Below are 1402 nucleotides of genomic sequence, written 5' to 3'. Positions count from 1 at the left end.
ATGTATTACCATCGCTTTATTAAAGAGCTCGATGTGAAACAAATCAAAGACTTCTTAGCCGTTTCTGGTGCGATTGGTATTTTGTACAAAACGAACGCGTCAATTTCTGGAGCTGAAGTAGGTTGTCAGGGAGAGGTGGGTGTTTCATCTTCTATGGCAGCAGCAGGCTTAACCGCTCTGCGTGGTGGTAGTAACGAACAAATATGTATCGCTGCTGAAATCGCTATGGAGCACTCGTTAGGAATGACTTGTGACCCAATTGGTGGGTTAGTACAAGTACCGTGTATTGAACGTAATGCTATGGGTGCCATGAAAGCAATTAACGCTTCTCGTATGGCTTTGAAGCGAACCAGTAAATGTTTGATCTCTTTGGATAAGGTTATTGCGACCATGTACCAAACAGGTAAAGACATGAACAGAAAATACCGTGAAACATCACTTGGTGGCCTTGCAGTTATTCATATGTCTCCACCTTGTGAATAAGCTCATCGTGCTGAAATAGTTAAACCTATCTCAGAACAAGACAGATACAATAAAAAAGGTCAGCGATATCAGCTGACCTTTTTATTGGAGATATCCGTCCATTGGTGTAGCTTTTCTTCCGTTTCCAAATACAGCTTACTCGCTGTATCGCCTAATAATCGCCTCGTATTCCCCGTTATCTTTTATCGCAACTAACCCTAAGTTAAACGCTTGGATCATTTCTTGAGCTCTTGGGTTAGATAATCCCGCAGCGATATACAAAGGGCTGATAGAAACGCTGGGGGAAAGAATGACATATTCATCTTGCAAGATCGCCATTCCAGAAAACGTATACTTAGCAAAGCGTTCATTAGAAATGATGGCATCAACCCTTAGAGCCTCCATCCGCCGAATACTCTGGGTCAAACTGTCACTTTCTAGTCTTGCGAAGTCTTTCGATGCTAAAAACGCTTCATCGTAAGCGTAATCCCTTATCGTTCCGATTGTTTTGCCTTTTAAACTACTCAGTCCCAAATACTCAAATTCATGACCTTTTAGACTGATAATCACTTGTTTAGAGTCTAGATAACTATCGCTAAAGAGAAGTCTTTCTGCCCTTTTCTCGGTATACCACACAGCTAGTAGTAGGTCAGTACGGCTTGTCATGACTTCTTTCATCGCTCTAGACCAAGGTTTAACGTTCAGCTTCATTTCATAACCTTGGTTTCGAAATGCAGACCTTACAATATCGACAATAACGCCACTTGGTGGAGTCGTGTCATAGATAAAGGGAGGCCATGCACTTTGAACAACGGTGACCGTTTGCGCTTTGGACTGAAAACAGCTGAACGTCACCGATAAAAGAACAATACGAATAAGAAAGTTCACATCCCCTCCGCGACTAAGGTGTCTACAAAGTGTAGCCCAATCCCATAGCAAC

Annotated in this window: 2 protein-coding genes; one reads left to right on the top strand and one right to left on the bottom strand. The window is 42.4% G+C overall.

What is annotated here, in order from left to right; all coding sequences use genetic code 11:
- Positions 1–483, top strand: a 483-nt coding sequence (locus tag L4C33_RS22235; RefSeq protein ID WP_428814551.1) for an L-serine ammonia-lyase, iron-sulfur-dependent, subunit alpha, incomplete at its 5' end; no start/stop codon positions are given.
- 135 nt (positions 484–618) lie between these two features.
- Here the strand turns inward: L4C33_RS22235 and L4C33_RS22230 are convergent.
- On the bottom strand, positions 619–1402 hold a 784-nt coding region (locus L4C33_RS22230; protein ID WP_428814550.1), incomplete at its 5' end, for a substrate-binding periplasmic protein.

The organism is Vibrio makurazakiensis, from assembly GCF_050337375.1.
Taxonomy (GTDB): Bacteria; Pseudomonadota; Gammaproteobacteria; order Enterobacterales; family Vibrionaceae; genus Vibrio; species Vibrio makurazakiensis.
Note: the sequence above shows the minus strand (reverse complement) of the source record. Positions and strands in the feature narration are given on the sequence as shown.